The sequence below is a fragment of the Ralstonia sp. ASV6 genome, from assembly GCF_016429285.1.
Taxonomy (GTDB): Bacteria; Pseudomonadota; Gammaproteobacteria; order Burkholderiales; family Burkholderiaceae; genus Ralstonia; species Ralstonia flaminis.
The window spans coordinates 1-20,429 of sequence record NZ_JAELUI010000060.1; the positions used below are offsets into that span (position 1 = coordinate 1).

Here is a 20,429-nt window from a genome sequence, read left to right on the forward strand (position 1 = left end):
TCGAACAATTGTTCGAACCGATTCGCTCGCCGGACACGACATGGGCGGGAGCTAACGTTGCGCTGTTTTGCCTACGGCTCGCGCAAGCCCGCGGAGACCTAGCCAGCTACGCGCTGACCTATGAGGCGATCGCATCAGAAAGATGGCGCCGCTGCATGATGTGCGCTGGCCCCGCTGCAGACCAGTGCTGGCGCCAGTTGGCAATGTTTTATGGGGAATGGTTCTCGACGCTCTGCCTTAGAATCTCCACCGAAGCGGAGTTAGGGGAGGTACAGGAGGATTTGCACGCCCATGGGCTTTTGAGCGAACTCACCGCCATCTCGCGAGCTGAGGACGTCCGATACGAGCTCGTCGATCGCTTGACTATGGGGCTGTGTCTGCCGCCCACGACAGAGAAGTCAGTTTTAATCACGACACAGTATGTAGCGTGAGGAGGCGCATGCGAAAACGTGTCGTGGCCACGGCGAAGGATGTTCGTTACCTCAAATTCTTTTTTAGCTGACGATGGATTACTTCTGCCGCTGTATATCCAACCAGGTCCCAAACGAAACGGCGAAAAACCAGCCGCCTGTCGTTACTCCAGATACCCCCAGATAAGGGGATGGTTTGATCCTGCACATGTGCGGATAATGCCAACCGGGCGAAATTGCTGCTGACGTATGCGTTACTTATGACGCGGCAGCCAAAGCGAAACGAACAGAGGCGGAATCGTGAGTGAGAATGCGCCAGGTCAATTGCTCGGGTATTCCATCCAGTTCCCCAGAGCGCTTTTCCACTTGCTCAAAGCGACGTCGGGGTGTGCAGTTTGCATTGAGGTGCATGGCGATGTGGCCACCATTTTGCCTGGCGGTGCCCTCATTGCTGAGGAAGACAAATCTTCCATTCTGAGCAATCCCGTCACAGACAAATCCGTCGCGCTCTGGAAAACCCTGTCGAACTGGGTAGATGGAATAAGAGACGGCGAGTTTGATTCGCGCACGACCTTCGTTCTGTACCGGAATAAGTCCGGCCAAGAGGGGCTTGCAGAAAAATTTGATTCCTGTGTGACCCGGGAGCATGCGGATCAGACTTTACAGGAAGCAGTATCAAAGTTCGCCGACATTGACGATACGCATGTCATCTGGCCTTACTACAAGAATGTGGTATTGGACCACCGCGAAACGTTGCTCGACGTGCTCGTGCGGTTCCAGCTTGAGACCGGCGATAGTACGGGCTACGAAGCGGTGCGGCAGCAGCTTCGCGGCATGAGGTTGCCGCACAACCAGATCGATGGCGTCGTCAACCACCTCAACGGCTGGCTGGTTGAGCTAGTCATGACCCGAATCAGCGAGAAGCTTCCCGCGCTGCTCACGGTCGACGAGTTTGACCATGTATGTCGGACACTCTTCTCGCGTGCGCGATGTCTCGAACTGCTGGATTTCACTACATACGCGCCACCCTCTACCAACGAGATCGAACAACACATCAGGAGTCGGCCTACGTACTTGCGCCAGGTGGAGCGCGTCAACGCAGACGACGATGATCTGATCCAGGCGGTCACGGATTTCCTGAAGGCCAAGGCGAATCGCGACAAGTGGATCGAAGACGAACTAATAGACGAACGGGTCGCAGATGAGTTCGAAGCGTGTCTGTTGCGCTTTTGGCGGAACAAAAAGAAAGAGGTGCATCTGCTACACAAGGCCGCGTTGAACAAAGAGGAGCGCGGCATGCTGCTGTATGCCTCATGTCAGAGTCACAGCGAAACCATCCGCAACGTAAAACCCCCTCCATCGACGATTGCTGGGACATACCATGCACTGGCGGACAGACCGAGCCTTGGCTGGCATGAAGACTGGGAAACGGAGTTCAAGAAATGACAGAGCGTCTGCCCGATGACGCCAAGGACGCGGTGCCATCCCTTCTAGCAGAGGAGGTGCGGACCTGGAACACCCCCTTACTTGGCGCGTACCAGCTCTGGGAGTTTACGCGCGGATATTGCGATTCTCGCGCCGATGGGGACGCTCCCGTCGGCCTGTTGCACTTCATCGCCGGCCCGATTCTGACGAGTCCCCAGTTCAGCGAAGCCGTGAACAACCGCCGCAAAAGTTTACAGTCCTACGCCCTTAGTTTCGAGGACAAGAAGCGCGTCGATGTTCTAGTGGGACTGCAATCGCGAATCGAAAGCCGCAAACACTATACCCTGGCCGCGATAGATGCTGCCATCTGCGCGGGATTGCTTGTCTGGGACTCCGAATCGGGCAAGCTCTATCCACGCCAAGCCCCATCGGCGAGCCGCGGCCACAAGTTGCGGCCGGCGCTCAAACGGGAAGGAGAAAAGGCGAGGCTCCTCGGCGCTTGGTTCGCGGCACACGACCTTCCAACGATCGTGGCCTACCTAAAGGTGGTGTTGTAATGCAGCTCCAGATCCTCAAGCTCATCATCTGGCCGAAGGTCCAAGCTTTCGGTCCCCAAATCGTCCATTTTGAAAAGGGACGTGTCAATGTCATCACGGGAGGCTCGCGAACTGGCAAATCAGCCATCATTCCGATCATCGACTACTGCCTGGCCTCCAGCGAATGCCAAATCCCGATTGATACGATTCGGGATCATTCGGCTTGGTATGGTCTGCTTCTGGAAACCGAGCATGAGCAGTGGTTACTCGCTCGGAAGGGCCCCGAAGGCCGCGACGCCTCAGACGCTTTCTACTTGATGCGAGGCGAAGTGCTCTCCATTCCGCCAACCATCGCGGCGGCAAACGAGAAGACAGAGAGCATCAAGCATCTGCTCAACGCGCTAGCGGACATCCCCTATTTCCAGCTCAGCGCCGTCGACGATCCCCGGCCATTTCAGGAGCGCCTGAGCTTCCGTGACCTTATGACCTTGGTGTTCCAGAGCCAAGAGGTAGTTGCTAACCAGAATATTCTGTTTTACAAGACCCACGCACACGAGCACCGGGAACGCCTAAAGAACTGGCTCCCGTACATCCTAGGGGCAGAGAATCAGGAGGTCTTGATTGCACGGCAACGTCTCGGCGTGGTCCAGGCAAGACTGTCTCAGTTACGCCGCGAATATCAGAAACAACAAGGGAATTCCAGATCGTGGCTGGATGGCATGATCAATCATTTGCGACTTGCAAAACGCTTTGGGCTGCTTGCTGAAACCTACGATATCCCCGAAGAGTCGGCTCCAGAAGACCTCATCCGCGTAGCAACCGAGATTCTTGCCACCAGGCCGGAACGCCCTGCGCCGACCGCGCAACAATTGAATCAATCCGCGCAGGAAATGATTCGACTAGAGGAGGAAGAAGACAAGGTCAGCGACGAGATCAGTCGAGTGCAAAAACGCCTTGACGACATCCACAAACTCAAGGCCGGCCTGACCGGATATGGCAACGCGGCCAGACGCCGGGCAGACCGGTTGCAGATTTCCCAGTGGCTAGATGACATCACAAAGGATGCACAGAGCTGCCCGCTCTGCGGCGAGGCGCAACATGAGCGCAGCCGCACGGAGATGCGCAAAATCGCGGCAGCATTCCAGGTGGTTGAGACCGAAGCGAACCGCACTAGAGAGATTCCCTCCTCTTTTGCGCGGGAAGAGCTCAACCTCAAGACCCAACTGGAATCCGCGCTCGAACGCCGCACCGCGTTAGGCAACCGCATCGATAAGGTACTTAGACAGGATCGAGCGGCCAAGGAGCAGTTCGACCGACGACAGAACATGTTCTACTTTCTGGGGCATCTCAAGGCGTCCGTTGACATGTTCCGGCGCGTCGCGACAGATGGTGATCTAACGGAACAAGTACGCACCCTGGAAAACGAAGAACGCGATCTGCTCAAGCAAGTGGATCCGAAGGGCGTGGAGCGCCGACTCGATGCGGCCCTCAGAGTGGTCGTACAGAAGACGCTTACGCGTTTACAGACCTTGGACGCAGAGGATAAGTATAAGCAGATACCTCCCCAGTTTTCTTTAAAGGATTTGAATCTACGGGTCCAGAGCAATGACGGGCACTGGCACTTTCTCGCGGAAGTAGGAAGCGCCTCGAATTGGCTGTCCTTTCACATCGCGTTCATCTGTGCGCTGCATGAGTTCTTCAACGAACAGCCTCACTCTTGCGTCCCAAGCTTTGCGGTTTTTGACCAGCCCAGCCAAGTCTATTTCCCGAAAACGAGCCGCGTAACACAACCAACAGACCTGTCACGGTACGACGATGAAGACGTACAGGCGGTTATCGGTATTTTCCAGACGCTTGCAGATTCAGTGCGGGAGCAAGGCGGAAAGTGGCAATGCATCGTGTTGGACCACGCTAGAGACGAGATCTACGATCAGATCGATGAGGTCTACGAGGTCGATGTTTGGCGAGACGGGAAAAAGCTCATCCCGCCACACTGGTATCAATGAACAGCCTGCCGCGAAATCGCTAGGTTTCGGAATTCGGCCGTGATAGCGAAGTGGTGCTCTTCGCACTCACCCTCTTGCCGTTCACTGCGCTTGAGGGTGTGCGGCGCACTACGTGGTGCGAGCAAACGCAAAGCGAAAACGTGTCATGATCGCTGCATAGGATGGCTTGGTTGACGATCGGCTATCGCATCAAATGACTGGTCAGATCGTCGCTGCAATTCCTTTCATCGGCCAGCAGTTCGCTGGCTTTCTTCCCCTTGGCTAGAAGGTCGCTGCAATTGCTACGAGCTTGGTTGCAAGCAAAAACAGCGCACACTTTCCATTCTCACCGAACAATCAAGGACTTAGCACAAGGCAAATGTAGTCAAATTTGCTTCCGTCGAACATCAATGTGACGCTCAATGACGGACTGACACCGGCTGTTTCAGAGGAAAAACTTAACGCAGCGCCCGGGGATGAGTTGCCCCTACGGTTACGTAAGATGATCAAGACCCAAGGCCACTTCCCGACAGACGAGGACGCGGCGAAGCGGATCTGGCTAGCGCTTCGCCGCATCACGAGCCACGGACAGAGTTAAACAAGGGCGCTGCATACGCGCCCGTTTTCACCCGTGTTCTATCCGGAAGACTCGTGGATTTGCACTCTCAGCCGATGTTTACCTGAATACGTCGTGGCTTGGCTTCGTCGCGACGAGGAATCGTCAGTTTCAATACGCCGTCGCGCAGTTGCGCATCGATGCGCGAGGCATCGAAGTCCGGGCTGAGCACAAAGGTGCGCGAGAAATGTGGATGCTTAACTTCGCCATGCTGCAGACGCAAGCCGGGCGGTGTCGGCACCATCAGTTCCGCGTCGATAGTGAGCGTGCCGTCTTGCACCCGAATATCCAACTTATCAAGCGGCACGCCTGGCAAATCGGCGTACAAGACAATTCCCTGCTTGTTCTCGAAGATATCGACTGGCGGTGCAAGCTGTGCCTGCCTCGTAGTCCCCTGCTCCGCCTGCTGCTTTGAAACAGCGGCATTCCCCGGCTGCGATTGGGTGGCCAATTGTGTAGTCTCGTTCATGATGGACTCCGTCATTGATCGGCAAAACGTCTTAGCCCTGTACTGCAATCTGGCGAGGCTTTGACGCCTCCGACTTGCCGACAGTGATCGTTAGACAGCCGTTGACATAACGCGCATTGACTTTCTCCGGGTCGACGTCCTGTGGCAGTTCAATCACGCGGCGGAATGCACCCACGAAGCGCTCGTCGGCGTAGACGCGCGTGTCCTCGGTAAGCTCGAAATCGGGGCGCTTGCGCTCACCGCTTATGCTCAACAGCCCCTTGTCGATCGAGACATCGATCTGCGCGGGATCGAGCCCCGGGGCAAATGCGACGATGACGACGGCGTCGTCGGTGCTACCAATGTTGACCGGAGGGAAGGTGCCGAGGCGCGTTGCGCGCAGGCTAGCGGGTCCACCCGCAAAGAGGCTGGCCATCTGCCGTTGCAGGCGATCAAATTCGCCCAGCAGATCGGTGCCAAAAAACAGATCGCTCATAGCTGGCTCCTGAAGGCGAGCCCGCACGGAGACTGAACCGAACTACGCGCTCCAGCTCATCCGTCCGTGGCAGGCCACTGACAAACAAATCGAAACACGCAGCGCGAGAACCGCGACTGCATTGACGGAAACTAAAATAGAGACGCAAGCGGAAATTTCAAGAGGCCATTGGACACATCATTCGGAGGCTTCATGGACCTTTTCAACGCGGTGCACGAACAGATGGAAGCGGTACGTCTACCGTTGGTCGCGGTCACTGTGACAGCAGCCAGGCGATTGAATACGCCGCTCGTGGCGATCCTGCATTGGCACGGGTTCCGCCGCGCAAGTCCGCTCGTGCTACCAGGAATCGACATCCCCCACAGATCCGTGCCCGGCTCTGCTATCCAACTAAGACAGGCATGGCATTGTTTCGAGGCGATCGATGAAGCGTTACTTGATGCGGCCTGGCGACTTGGCGCCTGGGATCTGGAGCGCATCGAGCGACGCGGCTGCAACGTAGTCGGCGCATCGGCTGGAGAAGCGCTGGCCTGCCGTCAGGCGTTTGGTGACTACAACGATACGTCGGCGGAGGAAGCGTTGGTCGATGGCGCGCCTGATCGCGACAAACTCATGCAGATTGCCGCAAACGAGGGTTACGTGCGCTGGTTGTTCCGCCCGGTCAAGGGCGGCCTGTGGCGGGCCCTGGAGGAACCGGACGACACGCTCGATGCTGATGGGGGGCGACTGCCACCATGTCCCGTCCTTCCCATACCGCGCCAACGCCAGGCACGCGGTCGTACGGTCTACCGGTTGGGAGCCATCCGGCGCATCCTCTTCCCCTGAAACATTTTGTTACATATTCGTCGTTTGCGAGCATCTTGAAGTCGCCGCGGTGCGCTTCTATTTTGCATTCCGCCAAGTGTTGGCACGGCTTACCTACCCGTTGAGCGCCATGCTCCAACGGTGTGGAAGCCGGATTCCCTTTTTTGGTGATCTATCGCTCAGGAGATCGAAATGAAAATTCGTCCCCTCTACGACCGGGTTATCGTCAAGCGAATCGAGCAGCAGCGGACGACGGCCTCGGGCATCGTGATCCCGGATTCGGCCGCAGAAAAGCCCGAACAGGGTGAAGTCATCGCAGTTGGCACGGGCCGGCTGCTGCAGGACGGCACCCAGCGCGAGCTGCAGTTGAAAGTCGGTGACCAGGTCATCTTCGGCAAGTACGCCGGGCAGACTGTCAAAGTCGATGGCGAGGAGTTGCTCGTCATGCGTGAAGAAGACGTCATGGGCGTCATCGAAGCCAACACCGAAATGGCGCGTCAAGCCGCCTGAAGCCTCTAACCGGTCGCGGACACCGCAGACTGACCGGTCGTTCGCGACGTGTTGAGTCAACGACTTTACCCGGAGCAAAACACTATGAGTGCAAAAGACGTCAAGTTCCACGACAGCGCGCGCACCCGCATCGTCAAAGGCGTGAATGTTCTCGCTGACGCCGTCAAGGTGACGCTTGGCCCCAAGGGCCGTAATGTCGTCATTGAGCGCAGCTTTGGCGCACCGACCATCACGAAAGACGGTGTATCTGTGGCCAAAGAGATCGAGCTGAAAGACCGCTTCGAAAACATGGGCGCACAGATGGTCAAGCAGGTCGCATCCAAGACAGCTGACGTTGCCGGTGACGGCACGACCACGGCCACCGTACTCGCCCAGGCCATCGTGCAGGAAGGCATGAAGCATGTGGCCGCCGGCATGAACCCGATGGATCTCAAGCGCGGCATCGACAAGGCCGTAGCCGCCGTGCTCGATGAACTTCGCAATCTGTCGAAGCCGATTTCCACGAACCGCGAGATCGCCCAGGTGGGCTCTATTTCGGCCAACTCAGACGAGGCCATCGGCAAGATCATCGCCGATGCCATGGAGAAGGTCGGCAAGGAAGGCGTGATTACGGTCGAGGACGGCAAGTCTCTCGACAATGAGCTCGACGTGGTCGAAGGGATGCAGTTCGACCGCGGCTACGTCAGCCCGTACTTCATCAACGATCCGGAAAAGCAGGCGGCATATCTGGACGACGCGCTCATCCTGCTGCACGACAAGAAGATTTCCAACATCCGAGACCTGCTGCCGATTCTTGAAGTGGCGTCCAAGGCGGGCAAACCATTGCTCATCGTCGCCGAGGACATCGAGGGCGAAGCGCTGGCCACCCTCGTCGTCAACGCAATGCGCGGCATTCTGAAGGTGGCCGCAGTCAAGGCGCCAGGATTCGGGGACCGTCGCAAAGCGATGCTCGAAGATATCGCCATCCTCACCGGCGCGACGGTGATTTCCGAGGAGACCGGCAAGCAGCTCCAGAAAGCCACATTGGAGGACCTCGGCCTAGCCAAGCGCGTAGAGGTCCGCAAGGACGACACCATCATCATCGACGGGGCCGGAGACAAGGCCAACATCGACGCCCGCGTCAAGTCGATCCGTGTGCAGATCGACGAAGCAACGAGCGACTACGATCGCGAGAAGTTGCAAGAGCGCGTGGCGAAACTTGCAGGCGGCGTCGCCGTGATCAAGGTCGGAGCCGCCACCGAAGTCGAAATGAAGGAGAAAAAGGACCGTGTCGATGATGCCTTGCACGCAACCCGCGCTGCCGTGGAAGAAGGCATTGTGCCCGGTGGCGGTGTGGCCCTGCTACGGGCCCGCTCGGCGGTGCTGAATCTCAAGGGAGCAAATGGTGATCAGGATGCAGGTATTCGGATCGTGCTGCATGCACTGGAGGCACCGCTGCGCGCCATCGTTGCCAATGCCGGTGAAGAGCCGTCCGTCGTGATCGCAAAGGTGTCTGAAAGCAAAGGCAATTACGGCTACAACGCGGCCACAGGCGAATACGGCGACCTCGTGGAAGCGGGCGTCGTTGACCCGACCAAGGTCACACGCACCGCACTACAGAATGCCGCGTCCATCGCGGGGCTGATTCTGACGACCGATGCGACCATCGCAGACGCGCCGAAGGAAGAAAAGCCCGCGCAGGTGCCGGCACCTGAGATGGACTACTAAACCACGCAGTTGTGCTGCCATCCACCGGCCGATTTTCTGGCCGGTGCAACTGCATTTCGGCACCGCGGTTCCAGACGGCGGTGCCGTCTTTTTGTGTTCGATCCCTGCCATGAAACTACAACTCACGATTGACGCAAGGCGTGTTGACGCTGAGATCGACGACGTAGTCATCGGCCTGCTCGCGGCGCGCCTGAGTCTTCCGGAAGGTGCGGATCATCACGAGGCAATCACGCGGCACCTCAACGAGGTCTGTGCTCCTTGGTTGCTGGACGAAGAACACATGCGCAAGCGCGTGCTACGGCGCATCATTCTTGAGATCGCGGATCCGGCACTGTTGATGCGCCACCTGATGATTGATTAGTGTTTCCCGAGCGACAGGTTGCTCTACGGAAGCGACTGCACCAGCACGGCAGTGGTTGTGTCCAACGCATGTGCTCCACTCGAATCGGCTTTGCATCAGAAAAAGTGAAACTGAGAACGCGTTCGAGACGGTGGGTACGGTACCCTAGATCAAGGTAACGAGCTGCAGGCGACATCACTGTTACGACGCTCACAAAGCTGTTCCGTTTCAGTCGGTTTTATTTGTGAGTTGCTGCTGTGCTGCTGCGCGAAAGTAGAAGATTCATGTCTCATCAGCCTTAACGTCGCCGCGGGAATGCACCCGTCAGATTTGATCATCTCAACATCGAAAGGCTTGTACTGTCCGCGAGGTGATTTCTATGTCGACCCATGGAGACCAGTAGATCGCGCGGTCATTACGCACGCGCATAGCGACCACGCACGCGCCGGCCATCAGCACTATCTTGCCGCCGCGCCCGGTGCGGGTGTATTGCGTGCTCGCTTGGGCGACGATCTCCCACTGCAAACGCTGCCGTATGGCGAGTCCATCGTCCACAACGGCGTCCGGCTGAGCTTTCATCCTGCGGGGCATGTTCTGGGGTCGGCGCAGGTCCGGCTCGAGTATGGCGATGCCGTCTGGGTGGTCTCCGGCGACTACAAGATCGAGGCCGATCGCACCTGCACACCATTCGAACCGATGCGCTGCGACACCTTCATTACCGAATCCACCTTCGGGCTGCCGATCTATCGCTGGCGGCCCCAGGCCGAAATCTTTGCGCAGCTCAACGCCTGGTGGCAAGGCAATGCAGAGGCAGGCCGAACCAGCGTCGTGTTCTGCTACGCGTTCGGAAAAGCGCAACGCATTCTTGCCGGGCTCGACGCCACCATCGGACCGATTGTTTCGCACGGCGCCATGCTGCAATTGGATGCGGCATATCGGGAAGCAGGCGTTGCCCTACCCCAGACGCAGCTTGCGACCGACGTGCCACGTGCTGACCTGCGCCGCGCGTTGGTACTCGCGCCGCCATCTGCACGGCGCACGCCGTGGATGCGCCGGTTTGGCGACTACACCGATGCCTTTGCCAGTGGCTGGATGCAGCTTCGCGGCGCGCGGCGGCGAAGCGGTGTCGATCGCGGCATCGTGCTGTCGGACCATGCCGACTGGCCCGGCTTGCTGCATGCCGTTGAAGCCACGGGAGCCACCCGGGTCTACGTCACCCATGGGCAGGTTGCGCCGATGGTGCGCTGGTTGTGCGAAGGTGGTCTGGATGCCCGCGCCTTCGCCACCGAATATGGCGACGAGGACGATGCTGCCGAAGCGCACGACGCTAGTGAGCCATCGGAACCGCTGGAACGCCCGCAGCCATGAGAGCGTTTGCCGATCTCTATGCGCAGCTCGACGCAACCACATCGAGTCATGCAAAACTGGCCGCACTGGTTGGGTATCTGCGCGCCGCCCCCGATGCTGACGCCGCGTGGGCGGTGTACTTTCTGGCCGGGGGCAAGCCTCGGCAGCTTGTGCCCGTGCGTGTGCTGGCCACCTTCGCGCGGACCGCGTCGGGATTGCCTGAATGGTTGTTCGACGAGTGCTATCAGGCAGTGGGTGATCTGGCTGAAGCCATCGCCCTGGTGCTTCCGGAAGGCGACCATGCCGACGACGCCAGCTTGGCTGAATGGATGGAAACCAGACTGCAGCCGCTGCGCGGCCAGGCGCCCGAACTGGTGCTGCCGCGTCTGGCCGCGTTATGCCGGGGACTGCCATTGCATGCCCGGCTGGTGCTCATGAAGTTAATCACCGGTGCGTTTCGGGTGGGCGTATCGAAACTGCTGGTGACACGGGCGCTGGCGGAAGTGGGCAACACCGACCCCAAGCGCGTGGCTCAGCGGCTGATGGGCTATACCGGCATCGACCAACCACCCACGGCGGAGCGCTATCGCGCCTTGTTCGCAGATGCGAGCGTCGACGGCCACGCGCTTGATGCCGGACATCCTTACCCATTCTTCCTCGCGCATCCGCTGCAGGCGGAGGTGGAGGCCTTCAATACGCTGCTCGGCCCGCCAAGCGAATGGCAGGTCGAATGGAAGTGGGATGGCATCCGTGCGCAGCTCGTGCGCCGCGCAGACAGCGCCTGGGTATGGTCGCGCGGCGAAGAACTCATCACGGACCGCTTTCCCGAGTTGTCGTCCATGGCGCAGATCCTGCCCTCCGGCACGGTTCTCGACGGCGAAATCGTGGTCTGGCGCGAAGGCCGCGTGCAGCCGTTTGCAGTGCTTCAGCAACGCATTGGACGCAAGACGCTGAACGCGCGGGTGTTGCGCGATGCGCCTGCCGTGATGCTGGCCTATGACCTGCTCGAATGGCGGGGGCAGGATTGGCGTGAGCGGACACAAGGCGAACGGCGCGCGCAACTTGAACGCCTGATCGCCGAGTTCGCCCACCCGGCGCTAGAACTCTCGCCCCTGCTGCAGGGGGACGATTGGCTGCATCTTGCGCGCCAGCGTGAAGCCTCGCGCGCGCTGGGAGTGGAAGGGTTGATGCTAAAACGGCGTGACGCGCGCTACGGCGTGGGGCGCACCAAGGACGCGGGCGTGTGGTGGAAGTGGAAGATCGATCCGTTCTCGATCGATGCCGTGCTGATCTACGCGCAACGCGGCCACGGGCGCCGCGCCAGTCTGTACACCGATTACACCTTCGCCGTGTGGGACGCCCCGCCGGACGCGCCCGAGCGCAAGCTGGTGCCCTTCGCCAAGGCATACTCGGGCTTGAGTGATGCGGAGATCCGACAGGTCGACGCTCTCATCCGCAAGACGACGGTGGAGAGTTTTGGCCCCGTGCGCAGCGTAACTCCAACGCTGGTATTCGAACTCGGCTTTGAAGGCATTGCCCGCAGCGCCCGCCACAAGAGCGGCATCGCCGTGCGGTTTCCTCGCATGCTGCGCTGGCGTCATGACAAATCGGTTGCAGAAGCCGATACGCTGCAGACGCTGGAAAGCCTGTTGCCGCCGCCATGAACGAGCCCGCCCTGCCCGACCTCGACGCGTGGTTTGCCGCGCGCGGCTGGACGCCGATGCCCTTTCAGCGCGCGGTGTGGTCGGCCATGACGCGCGGTGAATCGGGCCTGCTGCACGCCACCACCGGCGCGGGCAAGACCTACGCCGTCTGGCTGGGGGCGCTGCTATGGCTGGCGCAGATGCGCCGGCATGGTGGAGCACCGCCCTTGTCGGTGCTATGGCTCACGCCCATGCGCGCGCTGGCCGCTGACACCATGCGCGCACTGACGGAAGCGGCACAGGCACTGGCGCCGCACTGGACATTGGGCCTGCGCACCGGCGACACCGGCAGCGCCGAGCGTGCCGCCCAGTCGAGCCGCCTGCCCACCGCGCTGGTCACAACACCAGAAAGCCTCTCATTGCTGCTTGCACGTGCCGATGCGCACAACGCGGTGGGCGCGGTGCGCGTGGTGGTGGTGGACGAATGGCACGAGTTGCTGGGCAACAAGCGCGGCATACAGGTGCAGCTTGCGCTCGCCCGACTGCGAACGTGGTCGCCGGGGCTGGTGGTATGGGGCCTGTCGGCCACGCTCAGCAACTTGGCAGAAGCCATGGATGCGCTGGGCGATGCGAGCGCGCCACCCACCGGCACACTGGTGCAGGGCCACCTGCCCAAGCGCATGGAGATCGATACCCTGCTGCCCGACAGCGTGGGACGGTTTCCGTGGGCGGGTCACCTGGGCATGGCGATGTTGCCGCACGTGCTCAACGCGTTGGAAAGTGCCCGCACCGCCTTGGTGTTTCTCAATACGCGCTCACAGGCGGAGCTGTGGTACCAGGCCGTCATCAACGCCCGGCCCGAGTGGGCGGGGTTGATCGCCTTGCATCACGGCTCATTGGATCGGGCAACGCGGGACTGGGTCGAGACCGGGCTCAAGCAGGGACGGCTCAAAGCCGTGTTTTGCACATCGAGCCTGGACTTGGGCGTGGACTTCCTCCCCGTTGAACGGGTGCTGCAGATTGGCTCACCCAAGGGCGTGGCGCGGCTGCTGCAACGGGCGGGACGATCTGGCCACGCCCCAGGCCGGCCTTCGCGCGTGACCGTGGTGCCCACCCACAGCCTCGAACTGGTGGAAGGCGCGGCGGCTCGCGCCGCAGCCACATCGGGCCAGGTGGAAGCCCGCGCATCGCCTCACAAGCCACTGGATGTGCTCGTCCAGCATTTGGTGACAGTGGCGCTGGGTGGGGGCTTCACACCGGAAACACTCCTACAGGAGGTACGCCGTGCGTGGGCTTACCGCGATCTGCGCGATGACGAATGGCAATGGGCGCTCGACTTCGTGCGCCAGGGCGGCCACTCGCTCGCGGCATATCCGGATTACCACCGTGTCATACCCGATGAGCACGGCATCTGGCGCGTGCCCGATGTGCGGCTTGCACGGCGCCATCGCATGAGCATCGGCACCATCGTCAGCGATGCCACCATGAACGTGCGCTGGTGGCGTGCTGCCGGTGGCGGTGTGCTGGGGTCGATTGAAGAAGGCTTTATTGCGCGCCTGCGCCCGGGAGACAACTTTCTGTTCGCTGGCCGGCTGCTGGAACTCGTGCGCGTACAGGACATGACCGCCTACGTGCGCCGCGCCAGCGGCAAACGCGCTGCAGTGCCGCGCTGGAACGGTGGCCGCATGCCGCTCTCCACCGAACTGGCGCACGCCGTGGTCGCACAACTCGATGCAGCGGCACACGGGCGCTTCGACAGCCCTGAGATGGAAGCCGCCCGCCCGCTGCTGGAACTGCAAGCGCGCTGGTCCGCGCTGCCCACCACGGCCACGCTGGTGGCCGAGACCCTGCGATCGCGCGAAGGCTGGCACCTCTTTCTGTATCCGTTTGCCGGGCGGCACGCGCATCTGGGGCTGGCGAGCCTACTGGCCTGGCGGGCTGCCAACCGCACGCCCAGCACGTTCTCCCTGGCGTTCAACGACTACGGCCTCGAACTCCTATCGGCCATACCCATTGATTGGCCCGATCTGCTCGCCAACGGTGACCTGTTTGCCACGCATACGCTCATGCAGGATGTGCTCGCCAGCCTCAATGCCGGTGAGCTTGCCCAACGTCGCTTTCGCGAGATCGCGCGTGTGTCCGGCCTGGTGTTTCAGGGGTACCCGGGCGCGCACAAGAGCACGCGCCAGTTACAGGCATCGTCCGGCCTGTTCTATGAGGTGTTCCGGCGCCATGACCCAGACAATCTCCTGCTCGCGCAGGCGGAGACCGAAGTGCTGCGCCAGGAGTTGGACCTCGATCGCATCGAAGCCGCCCTCGTGCGCATGCGTGGCCTGCGCCTGCAGGTGTACGAACTGAAGCGCCCTTCCCCATTTGGCTTTCCGCTGATGGTGGAGCGCTTTCGCGAACAGCTATCCACCGAGAAACTGGCTGACCGCATTACCCGCATGCTGGCCGATGCCGAGCGCGCCACCGGCCCCGAGCCGACAGATCCGGACTCAACAGAACGGTCCGTGATCGGCGCAGACGTGCAGGCCGCGCTACGCATGACCGAGTCGGCAGATGGCGAGGACAAGAGCAACCGGCGGCGCGCCCGCCGCCCCCGCAAGACATCGAAGCCGCTTCCGTTGTTATGACTCGGCACCAGGACCTCGCCATTCAGTGTGCAAGTGACACCGTGTGGCTCCTCCCGGAGCGCGCGCTGTGGTGGCCTGCGCAGCGCATGCTGATGGTGGCGGACGCGCATTTCGGCAAGGCAGCGACTTTTCGTGCACGCGGTGTACCGGTTCCCGCCGGCAGTACGATGCAGGCGACCGCACGGTTGGACGCCATATTGGCAAGGCTGCCGGTCGCGCATATTGCATGGCTGGGTGATCTGCTCCACGCGCGCGAAGCCCATGCTGCAGTCGATTCGCTGGTCGCCTGGCGTGAGCGGCATGCTGACGTTGTCTGCACACTGGTCCGCGGCAATCACGATCGGCATGCGGGTGACCCACCAGCCAGCCTGCGCATCAACGTGGTGGAGGAACCATGGGTGGTTGGACCATTCGCGCTGTGTCACGAGCCGCAAACGGTGCCCGGCCATTACGTGATCGCCGGACACGTACATCCGGGCGTTGTCATCAGTGGCCGCGGGCGTGATCGGCTGCGGTTGCCGTGCTTTCGCTTTGGGTCGGACTGCGCGCTACTGCCCGCGTTCGGCGAGTTCACGGGCCTGTGGACAGCGCCTTCCGGGCCGGATGAAATGCTATATGCCATCGCTGACGGCCATGTCTGGCGCTTATCAAACTAAAGGCGAATACAACCACCTGCATTTGGACCACCACTCAACAGGGTGACCACCGCGCAAAACCAACGCACTCGTGTGCGGTACGAGATTGCGCCGCATGTGCTATCGAGCATCGTCGCCCTACACGCCGAGCCCATCTCTTTTCATGACGGTCAACAAGTCAGTCAGCGCCCCTTCAAGGTAAGGAAAACGGAATCGATAGCCCGCCTCCATCGCTCGCCTGGGCTCAACGTGCTGACTCCCGAGCAAGAGGATCGACATTTCACCCAGCGCGATTCGCAACACCCATGCAGGAACGCAGAAGAGCATTGGGCGGTGAACCGCCCGCGCCAAGGCCCGGGAGAATTCTGTGTTGCAGACGACGTGCGGCGCACACGCATTGAACACGCCCCTGCAGTCTTCCCGCTGCAACAGGAAGTCGATCAGGCCGACCTCGTCGTCGAGGTGAATCCACGGCATCCATTGCCGGCCACTGCCGAGCGCGCTGCCAAACCCAATGCTGAACGGCAAACGTAGCCTCGGCAGCATGCCGCCATGACGGGCCAGCACCGGGGCTGTGCGTAGCAGAATCACGCGTGTTCCGAGTCGCTCGGCGCGCCTGGCTTCTTCCTCCCACGCCACGCAGAGCTGACTACCAAAGTCGCCTTCGCCCGGGCGGCTGTCCTCATCGAGGTGCTCGTTCCCGCGGTCTCCGTACCAGCCGATGGCCGAAGCCGAGAGAAACACGCGAGGACGCTGCTCGCGTTGGCCAAGCCAATCCACGAGTTCGCGGGTCAGATCGATACGGCTGCGCCACAGGACCCTGCGTCGATGCGCGGTCCACGGGCAGTCGGCGATCGGTGCGCCGGCCAGGTTGACGACCGCGTCGAAAGGCTCAACGCTATCCAGTTCATGCAGCGCGGCGATACCTCGTGCGCCGGCACACAACGCAGGCACGCGTTCCGGAGTACGGCTCCAAACCACGAGTTCATGGCCCTGCGCTCCCCAACGGCTGCACAGCGCCCGGCCAATCAGCCCGGTACCTCCAGTGATCAATATGCGCACGGTTCAAGCCTCGCGTTGAATTGAATGCGGATTGAGTCTGGGCGCCCGACACGGGCCGGTGTGGCGTTTCATAGTGCATCGAGCCGAGCGCGCACGTCCGCAGCCCGCGCAAGCAGCGCATCAAGTTCCTGTGTCGGCATCTTGGCGAGCTGCCGATAAACCATCGCAAGACGCGGGTTGTCGCCGAATACTGCTGCATGGCGTACGAAAAAGCTCCAATACAAAGCGTTGTACGGGCAGGCGCGCTCACCGACGCGCTGCTTGCTGTTGTAGTGGCATCCTTTGCAGTAATCGCTCATGCGCGAGAGATAAGCCGCGCTGCTTACGTAAGGCTTGGTGGCGATACGTCCACCGTCGGCCCATTGGCTCATGCCAACCGTGTTCGGCAGCTCCACCCACTCAAAGGCATCGATGTAGACACCGAGGTACCAGCGGTGTAACTCGGCAGGCGCGATGCCCGCCAGCAACGCAAAGTTGCCGATCACCATGAGGCGCTGAATGTGATGCGCATGCGCTGTTTGCAAGGACTGGCCGATTGCCAGCTGCAGGCATCGCATCTGCGTGTTGCCGCTCCAAAACCACGATGGCAGCGGCGCCTGATGATCGAGCGCGTTGCAGGATTCATATCCGGGCATGTGCGCCCAATAGATGCCGCGTACGTATTCGCGCCAGCCAAGTATCTGGCGTATGAAACCCTCGACGGCAGATAGTGGCGCCCCACCCTCCCGATATGCTGCTTCCACCCGAGCGATCACCTCGCGCGGGCTGAGCATCTTCACGTTCAAGGCGAACGACAGAAGCGAATGGAACAACCTCGGGCTGGTGCTGCTCATCGCGTCTTCAAAATCGCCAAAGTACGGTAGCGCCTGCACGACAAACCCCTCTAGGCATGCCAGTGCCTCCGCGCGATTCAAGGGCCAGCGGAACTGCGCGGCCTGTGGGTCGCCGAAGCTCTGCACGCCACTGTGCTGCAGCGTGGCCCACAAATCGCGATGGTCATGGCTAGGACGCGCGTCAACGGGTTCGCTCGGTGTGCCGCGCCAAGGCTTGCGATTGTCGTGGTCGAAGTTCCATTGCCCGCCTTCCGGATTACCGTTGTCGTCCAGCAAGACGTGATGGCGCCGGCGCATGTCCCGATAAAACCACTCCATGAGCCACTGTTTGCGGCCCGCAAACATAGTTGCCAAATCACGCCGACCTGTCATGAAGTGTTCTGTGTCCACTTCATGCGTGGTCAAGTTCTGTTTGGCTGCCCAAGTGCGCAGTTGAGCGTCAAGCCGCCATTCGTCGGCGGATTGCCATTCCACGCGTAGGGCTTCGTACTGCTGGGCCAGCGCGGCGAGGTTGTCCGTCACCGACTGGGTATTGCTCGCGTCGTCAATGGGCAGGTAGTGCACCCGATGGCCTTGGACCTGAAGGTGGCGAGCGAAGTCGCGCATGGCCGCAAATATGGCGAGTATCTTTTGCGCATGGTGCAGCACGTAGTCCGTTTCCTGACGCACCTCCATGAGCACATAGACCACATCGCGATCCACCTTTGCGAACCACGAGTGCTGCGGGTTGAGCTGGTCGCCAAGCACCAGCCTCACCGTCTTGGCGCCATCCATCAAGGTATCCCCCAGAGGCGAAGGTACTGACCTTCTGCATCGTATTGTGAAAGCTGCTTCTGGATATTGAAGCGCCGCCCTCCCCGCGGGTCCGTCCCTCGACCCGCGATGTACAGCCAGTTGCCCTGGTTGCTGTAGACGTCATAGTCCACCAGTTGCGCTTCGAACCAGGCCGCGCCGGCGCGCCAGTCGCCCCCAAGTTCGTGCACCAGATAGCTGGCTACGACTTGCCGCAGCCGGTTGCTGAGGTATCCCGTCGCCTGTAACTCGCGCATTGCAGCGTCCACCAGCGGTTCGCCCGTGCACGCCTGGCGCCAGCACTCAAACCCCTTGGCGTTGTGCCGCACCTGTGGATGCTCCACAAGCCCACGTGCCCGGTACAGCCGACGGCCGTGCTGCAGATGCAGGAAGCGAAAGTAGTCGCGCCAGAGCAGCTCGAACCACAACCAATAACTGCCTTCATTGCCACCGTGCGTAGCTTCGAACTGCTGGAGCTCGGCCATGATCCTGCGTGCGGACAAGGCCCCCGTGGCGAGCCACGGTGACCATTTGCTCGAATCGTCCACGCCAGCCAGACGGTTCCTGGTGTGCTTGTAGGTGTGCGGGAGCTTGCGCGCCAGGTACTGCGTCACATGGGCCAGACCGGCGGTTTCGCCACCGTCAAACGCAGGCTTGTCATAAGGAAACGACGCGCGCGCATCCGGGGCCGCGTGTTCGATGCTGCTTGATGCGGGCGCGCAATACAGGTCGGGGGGCATGTCGATGCCGGGAGGCCACGAAGGCATGTTTGCCGGCGGCCTGAGCGGGACGGGCGGCTTGACCTTTGCACGCTCCACCGCCTGCCGGAAGGGCGTGAATGTGCGAGGCAAGGCGTGCACGGCCCACGGCAAGTCGCCCGGCTCAAGCAGGCTGCTCTGCCACAGGGTATGCACCTGCAGACCGGCGTTGCGCAATGCCTCGACCTCGGCCTGCTCCTGCGGTGCGGCGATCTCCTCGCACACCACGGCGGTGGCGCGCACAGCGCGTGCCAGCGCAGGAAGCGTGGCGCTGGCCGGCCCATGACATTCGAGCAAGCGGCTGCCCAAGCGAGCAAGCTGACTGTCCAGGTCGCGCAGGGCTGCCGACAACACCGCACGGCGATGATGGCCGACACGCGTGAACCCCCATGGCGTCACTTCATCGTAGTCCGCATGGCAGTACACCGGTATGACGTACCGGGCGCCACTCGCGCAGGCGGCACGCAGTGCAGGTTGATCGTGCAAGCGCAGGTCGCTACGAAACCAGAACAGCACTGTGCTCAAGTCGCCCCCTCTGCACCGGCACCCTGCTTGCGTTCCTGGCGGCACCGTGCTGAACAGTACTTGACCTCCTCCCAGGTCTTAGCCCACTTCTTGCGCCAGACAAAGGGCAAACCACATTGAGGGCACTGCTTGCTCGGCAGGTTTTGCTTTTTGCGCATTTTTGCTTTTTGCGCATGTGTGAGGTTAGAAATCGACACTTTGCTGCTGGGGCCAGGTCACGCCGTCGTCTCGGCACCAACGCGCAACCGCCTGATCTCGCTCCACCAACCCCTACCGAGCCGCGTAGAGCAGCAGGCCATGGTCAACGTCATCGGCGTACACCAGCTTATTGGGTCGGGTCCTGGCGCTCATGCGAGGCCCAAATCAGCGCTGCGGTATCGATGCCGAGCGCGTGTGCCCGCGCAACGATGGACTCGCGCAGCATCGGGTCGAGATGCTTCTCGCGCGCCAGAATCCAGCAGTAGCTGCGATCCGGCCCCACCACAAGCGCCCAACGGTAATCACCATCGAGCGCAGCCACGTGATAGCCGCCGTAGAACGGCCCGAAGAACGAGACCTTCAGGGAGCCGGTATTGTGGTCGCCCGTGAACATGGCCTTGCCGATCGCCTCCCGCCACATACCCGTGGCGGGATCGAAGCCGCGGTTCACGACGCGGACGGTTCCGTCAGGCTGCGGCTGGTACGTCGCCGAGACATCCGTCAAGCCGCGCTCGAATGCGTGATCCAGTCGCGCCAGCTCATACCATCGCCCCTGGTAACGCTGAAGATCAAACGGTGAAACGGGAGAGATGCCTTGCGGAGGACTTGTCGGAGCGCAGCCTGCCATCAAGGCGCCGCCCGCGACCATCAGCACCAGCAATTGCAGTCGCCCTCGACGGGCTTGCGTAACGCCTTGGGACATCAGAGTCCGTTTCAACAGGC

General features: G+C 61.0%; 19 protein-coding genes. 12 read left to right on the forward strand and 7 right to left on the reverse strand.

Features of this window, described 5'->3' with window-relative positions; genetic code table 11:
* From JHD73_RS29115 to JHD73_RS13775, 4 genes are all read left to right on the forward strand, one after another.
* Nucleotides 1-431, forward strand: a 431-nt coding sequence (locus JHD73_RS29115; protein WP_233176959.1) for a hypothetical protein, incomplete at its 5' end; no start/stop codon positions are given.
* Nucleotides 432-710: 279 nt separating this feature from the next.
* Nucleotides 711-1,856, forward strand: coding sequence for an ABC-three component system protein (locus JHD73_RS29745; protein ID WP_199030836.1), 1,146 nt, complete (start codon nucleotides 711-713; stop codon nucleotides 1,854-1,856).
* Nucleotides 1,853-2,392 carry a three component ABC system middle component gene (locus tag JHD73_RS13770; RefSeq protein ID WP_199030837.1) on the forward strand — a complete coding sequence of 180 codons (540 nt, stop codon included), beginning with the start codon at nucleotides 1,853-1,855 and terminating at the stop codon, nucleotides 2,390-2,392. The genes JHD73_RS29745 and JHD73_RS13770 overlap by 4 nt, the downstream gene beginning before the upstream one ends.
* Nucleotides 2,392-4,377, forward strand: coding sequence for a DUF3732 domain-containing protein (locus JHD73_RS13775; protein WP_199030838.1), 1,986 nt, complete (start codon nucleotides 2,392-2,394; stop codon nucleotides 4,375-4,377). The genes JHD73_RS13770 and JHD73_RS13775 overlap by 1 nt, the downstream gene beginning before the upstream one ends.
* A 644-nt stretch (nucleotides 4,378-5,021) precedes the next feature.
* Here JHD73_RS13775 and JHD73_RS13780 read toward each other — a convergent pair.
* Entirely contained in the window at nucleotides 5,022-5,441 is a 420-nt protein-coding gene (locus tag JHD73_RS13780) for an Hsp20/alpha crystallin family protein (RefSeq protein ID WP_199030839.1), read from the reverse strand.
* A 31-nt stretch (nucleotides 5,442-5,472) separates the two neighbouring features.
* Nucleotides 5,473-5,916, reverse strand: a complete 444-nt coding sequence (locus JHD73_RS13785) for an Hsp20/alpha crystallin family protein (protein ID WP_199030840.1) — start codon at nucleotides 5,914-5,916, stop codon at nucleotides 5,473-5,475.
* A gap of 192 nt (nucleotides 5,917-6,108) precedes the next feature.
* On the opposite strand from JHD73_RS13785, the gene JHD73_RS13790 reads away from it, so the two are divergent.
* The 8 genes from JHD73_RS13790 (at nucleotide 6,109) to pdeM (ending at nucleotide 15,559) form a co-directional block, all read left to right on the forward strand.
* Nucleotides 6,109-6,741: a diguanylate cyclase gene (locus tag JHD73_RS13790; RefSeq protein WP_199030841.1), complete on the forward strand. Its 633-nt coding sequence runs from the start codon at nucleotides 6,109-6,111 to the stop codon at nucleotides 6,739-6,741.
* Between the two features lie 171 nt (nucleotides 6,742-6,912).
* On the forward strand, nucleotides 6,913-7,230 hold the full coding sequence (groES, locus tag JHD73_RS13795; protein ID WP_199030842.1) for a co-chaperone GroES: 318 nt from the start codon (nucleotides 6,913-6,915) through the stop codon (nucleotides 7,228-7,230).
* An 84-nt stretch (nucleotides 7,231-7,314) separates the two neighbouring features.
* Nucleotides 7,315-8,937 carry a chaperonin GroEL gene (gene groL / locus JHD73_RS13800; protein WP_199030843.1) on the forward strand — a complete coding sequence of 541 codons (1,623 nt, stop codon included), beginning with the start codon at nucleotides 7,315-7,317 and terminating at the stop codon, nucleotides 8,935-8,937.
* A 109-nt stretch (nucleotides 8,938-9,046) separates the two neighbouring features.
* Complete coding sequence (locus tag JHD73_RS13805; RefSeq protein WP_199030844.1) at nucleotides 9,047-9,298, forward strand: hypothetical protein; 252 nt, start codon at nucleotides 9,047-9,049, stop codon at nucleotides 9,296-9,298.
* Nucleotides 9,299-9,592: 294 nt separating this feature from the next.
* Nucleotides 9,593-10,645 (forward strand): ligase-associated DNA damage response exonuclease, encoded by a 1,053-nt coding sequence (locus JHD73_RS13810; RefSeq protein ID WP_199030845.1) that lies wholly within the window; start codon nucleotides 9,593-9,595, stop codon nucleotides 10,643-10,645.
* Entirely contained in the window at nucleotides 10,642-12,288 is a 1,647-nt protein-coding gene (locus JHD73_RS13815; protein ID WP_199030846.1) for an ATP-dependent DNA ligase, read from the forward strand. Before JHD73_RS13810 ends, JHD73_RS13815 begins: the two co-directional genes overlap by 4 nt.
* Nucleotides 12,285-14,903: a ligase-associated DNA damage response DEXH box helicase gene (locus tag JHD73_RS13820; RefSeq protein ID WP_199030847.1), complete on the forward strand. Its 2,619-nt coding sequence runs from the start codon at nucleotides 12,285-12,287 to the stop codon at nucleotides 14,901-14,903. Before JHD73_RS13815 ends, JHD73_RS13820 begins: the two co-directional genes overlap by 4 nt.
* A complete protein-coding gene (gene pdeM / locus JHD73_RS13825; RefSeq protein ID WP_199030848.1) occupies nucleotides 14,900-15,559 on the forward strand; it encodes a ligase-associated DNA damage response endonuclease PdeM in 660 nt (219 codons plus the stop codon). The genes JHD73_RS13820 and pdeM overlap by 4 nt, the downstream gene beginning before the upstream one ends.
* A gap of 117 nt (nucleotides 15,560-15,676) precedes the next feature.
* Here pdeM and JHD73_RS13830 read toward each other — a convergent pair whose 3' ends face one another.
* The 5 genes from JHD73_RS13830 to JHD73_RS13850 form a co-directional block, all read right to left on the reverse strand.
* A complete protein-coding gene (locus JHD73_RS13830; RefSeq protein WP_199030849.1) occupies nucleotides 15,677-16,600 on the reverse strand; it encodes a TIGR01777 family oxidoreductase in 924 nt (307 codons plus the stop codon).
* Nucleotides 16,601-16,668: 68 nt separating this feature from the next.
* Nucleotides 16,669-18,207, reverse strand: a complete 1,539-nt coding sequence (locus tag JHD73_RS13835; RefSeq protein ID WP_199030850.1) for a cryptochrome/photolyase family protein — start codon at nucleotides 18,205-18,207, stop codon at nucleotides 16,669-16,671.
* Nucleotides 18,207-19,508: a DASH family cryptochrome gene (locus tag JHD73_RS13840; protein WP_199030851.1), complete on the reverse strand. Its 1,302-nt coding sequence runs from the start codon at nucleotides 19,506-19,508 to the stop codon at nucleotides 18,207-18,209. Before JHD73_RS13840 ends, JHD73_RS13835 begins: the two co-directional genes overlap by 1 nt.
* Entirely contained in the window at nucleotides 19,505-19,666 is a 162-nt protein-coding gene (locus tag JHD73_RS29750) for a DUF2256 domain-containing protein (protein WP_199030862.1), read from the reverse strand. The genes JHD73_RS13840 and JHD73_RS29750 overlap by 4 nt, the downstream gene beginning before the upstream one ends.
* Before the next feature lie 167 nt (nucleotides 19,667-19,833).
* Nucleotides 19,834-20,409 carry a lipocalin family protein gene (locus JHD73_RS13850; protein ID WP_269848276.1) on the reverse strand — a complete coding sequence of 192 codons (576 nt, stop codon included), beginning with the start codon at nucleotides 20,407-20,409 and terminating at the stop codon, nucleotides 19,834-19,836.
* Nucleotides 20,410-20,429 lie beyond the last annotated feature (20 nt).